This is a genomic window from Corallococcus sp. 4LFB, assembly GCF_046520365.1.
GTDB classification, from domain to species: domain Bacteria; phylum Myxococcota; class Myxococcia; order Myxococcales; family Myxococcaceae; genus Corallococcus; species Corallococcus caeni.
Window position 1 is genome coordinate 1 of the sequence record NZ_JBKGHJ010000533.1, and the last position, 5,268, is coordinate 5,268.

The following is a 5,268-nucleotide window of genomic DNA, read 5'->3' on the forward strand; positions in this document are numbered from 1 at the left end:
TGGGGCGCCTCGCCTCGCGCCAGCGCCTCGGCGAGCGCGTGCCGGGCCGCCCTGGCGAGCTCCGGCCCCCAGGCGCGCAGCACCTCCACTTCCTGCTCCAGCGCGAAGCCGAAGAAGTCCACCCTCGTCACGAGCACGACCGAGCGGAAGCGCGCGTCGTACACAGGCGCCGCCGAGTGACGGCGGGCGTAGCGGCGCAGCAGGGCCTGGGGCAGCTGGGTGCCTTCGATGCCGGCCTGCGAGTCGCCGTTGCGGTCGGCGAAGTAGCGCAGCGGGCCCGTCACCGCGCCCAGGTTGCCGCACACGCTCGTCTTCGACACGCGCGCGACCTCGCCCCGGGCCGTGCGCTCGTCGATGACCAGGTCGAAGGGCATGAAGCGCGCGAGCAGGTCACAGAAGCGCTGGTAGACGCGGGTGTTCGCGAGGGGCATGTGCGCCGGCAGCTTCAGCCCCACGCTCCGGTACACGCTCGCCATCGCGAGCGCCGCGTCCTCCAGGGCCTTCACCAGCACCCCGCGCCCCTCCGTCCAGGCCGCGAGCTTCTCCGCGTCGAAGACGTGGCGCGGCAGCCCCTGCACCTCTCCCACCGTGCCCGCTTCCTGGAAGGCCTCCGCGTACAGGTTGTACGCGGTCAGGTGGTCGCTGCCGGGCACGAGCACGCCGTCCAGGTTGCGCTCCTCGCGCGTCATCCGGTGCAGCGACTCCACCGAGCTGCACACCGCGAGGAACGGCAGCAGCGCGTCCTCCGCGTTGACGATGAGCTCCGCCCAGGGGCGCTCCACGGGCAGGGCCTCCACCGCGCGGCCGTAGTCGGACAGCCGGCCGTCCGCGTCCACGATGTTGCGCGCCTGGAGCTTCGCGAGCGCCCGGCGGTAGGCGTCGCGGTCCAGCGGCACGGGCAGGTCCAGCGCGTCCGCCCGCACGCCCAGGGCCGCCGCGGTGAGGGCCACGCGCTCCGGCTCGCCCGCGAGCTGGAACTCGGGCGCGGTGGGCTTGAGCGAGGCGAAGTGGAGCGGCCGGTCGCTCAGGATGAAGACGCGTCCGCCCTCCACCCGCCCGTGCACACGCCCCGCCATCTGCAGGAGCTCGTTGTTGCCCAGGTGCACGCGGGTGAGGATGTTGCGGCCGCCCTCCACCAGGTTGGTGAAGCGCATGTCGTCGATGACGACCGTGTCCAGCCCCGGCACGTTGAGCGCGCTCTGCCCCGCCGCCGTCATCGCGAGCACGAAGGGCCGGGGCGCCGTGCCCTCCAGGAAGGGGCGGATGGCGCGCAGCGGCTCGCCGCCGTGGTAGTGCGCCGCGTGGATGTCCGGCTCGTTCTCGCGCACGTGGGCCGCCACCTCCTCCACCCCGGCGCGCGTGGCCAGGAACACGCCCACGCCGCGCCCCCGCCGCTGCACGTCCCGCAGGAAGTCGTCGTCGAGGAAGGACAGGGGCTGGCGGCGCTCCACCTCCACCGTGGCCGCCTTGCGAGGGTCGAAGGAGGACACCTGGAGCACGTCCGCGCTGTCCAGGTAGCGCGAGTAGAAGGCCGGATCCACGGTGGCGGACAGCCAGATGAAGCGGCAGCCCACGCGCTTGCCCAGGGCCAGGCACAGCTCCAGCTCCGCGGAGGTCTGGTGGATCTCATCCACGATGAGCGTGTCCTCGCGCCGGATGACGCCGCCCTGGAACCAGCGCCGCGCGATGCCGGTGGTGACGATGACCACGTCCGCGAGCGGCGTCTCCGCGGTGGCCTCCCGCTCGCGGTTGACCACCGCCACCCGCAGGGGCTTGCGGCCCACCAGCTCCTCCGCGATGGGGCGGATGGCGAGCGTCTTGCCCGTGCCGGTGCCCGCGACGATGCCGAACCCCTGCCCGCTCCGGGCCAGCTCACGGAGGCGCTCGCCGTGGTGCTCCGCCAGGTACGTGTGCAGCTCCAGCCCGAGCGCCAGCTCGATGGTCTCGCACGCGGCACGCGTGGGCGCGATGACGATGACCCGCCCGCGCTGGGGTGCCACGGAGGAGGAGGCGTCGGCGCGAGGCGGGAGGTATCGGTCGGTGGGGGTACGCACGGAGGCCAGTGATACGCATGGGCGGTGTCCAGGGGAAGCGATTCGCTCGCCCAGGCCCGCGGTGGGGAGGCAGGCAGCCGTCGCGAGCAGGGCCCTGGACGTGAATCCAGTGGGAACGTCGTCCGCTGCCCATCTTCCGGACGCAGGGGGGCTCCGACCGGGGGGCCTGCGCGGGCGCCCACCCCCATGGCTACCTTCGCTTCAAGAGAACCCGGAGGGGGACGATGAAGAGGAAGATGCTGCTTCATGAGCTGCACCCGGCGGTGGTGCACATGCCGCTGGCCTTGCTGCCGACGGCGGCCGTGGCGGACCTCATCGTGATGAGGACGGGGGACCGCGCCTGGGAGAAGGTGGGGCGCCGCCTGTGGATGGCGGGTGCGGCGAGCGCGGTGTTCGCCGGGGTGTCGGGCCTGGCCGCGAGCCAGGAGGTGCGCCTGGACTCGCCGCGCGCCCGGGACATGACGGTCCTGCACGGCGTGGGCAATGCCTTCATCACGCTGGGCGCGCTGGGCATCATGGCGTGGCGGCAGGCGAAGGCACCCACCGCCCTGACGACGGCGCTGGGGCTGGGCGCGTGCGCCTTCGCGCTCTACACGGCGTCGCTTGGCGGGAAGATGGTCTACGAGGAGGGCGTCGGCATCAACCCGATGCCGGAGGACGCGCCGCAGGGCACGCTGAAGGGGCCCCTGCTGCTGTCGCCCAGGGCCCCCGTCGCGCTCGTGAAGGACGCGAGCCGGGGCGCCGCGTGGCTCGTGGGCCGGGCGCGTGCCGCGCTGACGGCACGGGCAGGATGACCGAAGGCTGCTCGGCAGCGCGTGTGTTCGGACTTCACCGTCGTCCGCCAGTGCACCGAAGCGGACGAACCGCGGCCGGGCTCATCACAGGGCCCGGACCGCCGCGGGCACGCCTCGTCAGAGCTCGACGCGAACGATGGACGGAGTGGTAGTGCCGTCCGCGTTCGCGGTGTCGACATCCATGTAGGCCGTGGGCGGGTTGTCCCGCATGAGGCGGGTGGGACCGGGCGTTCCGTCCAGCAGGCCCAGGTCGACGCGCTCGAACCGGTCCCACGTCCAGAGATGGTTTTCGACGGTTCCGTCCTTCTGTGACACCGGTTGATGGAACAGCACCCGCTGCTGGTCCGGCAGGAACTGGATGGGCGCCGTCGGAGCAGGAGTCTCCAGGCTCAGCTTCCAGAGCGACTCCGTCCGTGTCCATTCCAGCGATACCGTCTGCCCTGCGATGCCTTTGAGCGATACCGCATCCGCGAAGCCCTGGTTGAAGAAGGGACCGGCCAGGGTGCCGCTGCCGACCGTGTGGACCCACGCCCCTTCTCCGTTCCGGAGCTGCGGTGGAGGTGGCGTGCAGCCACGCGTGATGCAGGGGTCCGACTGGCAATGCATCGCCGGCTGTCCGGAGAGCACGACCGGACTGCACGCGGAGAGGGAGGTCACCATGTTGCAACCCTCATCCCAGCACCTGTCCATGAAGTGGGATCCAGGGAGGGAGGGGCCTCCCCATTGTTCCGTCGCATAGGCGGTCACCAGGACGCTCGCCTCGTTGAACATGAACGCACCGGTGTAGGTCCATTTCAGGTAGATAGGGGCGGGGTTGCCGCCCTGTTCCCAGAGCTGCGCGCCCGTGGCGGTGTCGAACACCCGCACATGCTGCGAATCCTCCAGCACCCAGCCGTAGCGGGTCCCGCCGGGCGACAGGAACGAGGGTCCCGGCAGGTCGCCCAGGTCCGTGACCGTGCCGGAGGGCGCGTCAATCAACCAGCGGTGCAACCCATTCACCAGGGACACCGTGGTGCCACCGCTTTCGAGCACCGGCGTGCCACCCTGGACCTGGAGGGGCGTCCGGAGCGCGCAGTCGCCGGGCGTGCAGGACGCCGTCACCGCCAGGCGGACGGACGTGGCTCCCGCGTCGTCCCGCTCCAGGAAGGCCACGTAGCTCTGGGCCGCGTCATACCGCACCGTGCCCCGCGCCTTCTGGCTGAGCACGAGGGCCTCCGGTGTGCCGGGCCGCCAGAGCCAGACGGTCCGCTCGCCGTCCACCTCCGCGCTCCACAGCACCGCCGTGTGGCTGTCTGCCGTGATGTCGGCCCCCTCCGCCACGTCCGCGATGCGCACGGGGTCTCCCGTGGGAAGCGCCTGCGCGTAGGTGCCATCCGCGCGGATGGACAGCAGGACGCGCTGCGCTCCGTCCACCTGGAGCAGCCGGGCGTCACGGGCCACGGCCGGAAAGTAGGTCTTCTCCTCCTCATCCGGCTCCACCGGTGGAGGCGGCTGCTCCACGTCTTCATGACGTGGAGGTGGCTGTGGCTCCACGCCCCCACTGCAATGGGCGGCGCCCAGGCTCGCCAGCAGCAAGCCCAGCAGCCTCCACGTCCGGAACGGGGAGGCACTTCGTGTTTGAGCAGTCATCGGAAGTCTTTCGAAGCAGCGCGGCCCGAAACTAGAGCCGGATCCGGACGATGTTGAGGGAGGACGGCCCCGCGACGGTCACGTACACCGAGAGGGGAGCGTCACGCACCACGGGGGAATACGCCGCATCGTTCGCGGGCACGCCCGGCAGTGACAGCAGGTCCTTCAGGGTCACTCCGTCCCAGGTGGCCACGCGGGTTTCGGACTCCCCATTCGAGCGCGTCAGCCGCTGGGCGAACACCAGGCGTTCCGCGCCCGGCAGGAGGGTGAACAGCGCCATGTCCACAGCCCCCAGCGCCTCCACCTTCCGGTCCCCCGCGGGGCCGCTCCAGTAGAGCGTATCGGTGGACTCGCCTCGCAACATCGACACGTGCTGCGTCAGGTCCTCGGAGATGGCGATGTCCGGCCGGCCCAGACCGTCCGTCACCGTGGTCGTGAGGTATCGCGCCGTGGCATCGAAGTAGGCGTACTGGTACTCGCACCCACTCCAGATGCTGCACCGGCTGTAACCGGAACACCTCAGGAGGTCCGTGCGGCCCTGCGCATACCAGCAACTGGGATACAGGTCGTGGAGGTTCTGGCACGCCGTCGCGTCACAGGAGACGACGTTGCGTTTCGTCGGGAAGGCGGGAGGCGGCGGCGGGGGCTCCTGGATGTTGAGGACGACGGTCGCCGCGTCTGTCATCAGCGCGGAGAGGACCGTCCAGTCCTTGCGCCCCGTTTCCTCGGCCCAGGCCCGCTCCCACTGGAGGGTGCGCGTGGCGGTGTCGAACACCTGGAGGTGCCCTGCC

Annotated in this window: 4 protein-coding genes; 1 reads left to right on the forward strand and 3 read right to left on the reverse strand. The window is 71.2% G+C overall.

Annotated elements, in window-relative coordinates; genetic code table 11:
- Nucleotides 1-2,000: DEAD/DEAH box helicase (locus ACLEQD_RS36125; protein ID WP_410390419.1), on the reverse strand; the 2,000-nt coding region annotated here is incomplete at its 3' end.
- Between the two features lie 278 nt (nt 2,001-2,278).
- On the opposite strand from ACLEQD_RS36125, the gene ACLEQD_RS36130 reads away from it, so the two are divergent.
- Nucleotides 2,279-2,848: a DUF2231 domain-containing protein gene (locus ACLEQD_RS36130; RefSeq protein ID WP_410390420.1), complete on the forward strand. Its 570-nt coding sequence runs from the start codon at nt 2,279-2,281 to the stop codon at nt 2,846-2,848.
- A 117-nt stretch (nt 2,849-2,965) separates the two neighbouring features.
- On the opposite strand, the gene ACLEQD_RS36135 is transcribed toward ACLEQD_RS36130, so the two are convergent.
- A complete protein-coding gene (locus tag ACLEQD_RS36135; RefSeq protein WP_410390422.1) occupies nt 2,966-4,423 on the reverse strand; it encodes a hypothetical protein in 1,458 nt (485 codons plus the stop codon).
- Between the two features lie 85 nt (nt 4,424-4,508).
- A partial coding sequence (locus ACLEQD_RS36140; protein WP_410390424.1) for a hypothetical protein occupies nt 4,509-5,268 on the reverse strand: 760 nt, incomplete at its 5' end.

Bases quoted from the DNA above. Each gene is read 5' to 3' on its own strand.
- ACLEQD_RS36130 (WP_410390420.1), top strand. From the start codon at position 2,279: ATGAAGAGGAAGATGCTGCTTCATGAGCTGCACCCGGCGGTGGTGCAC.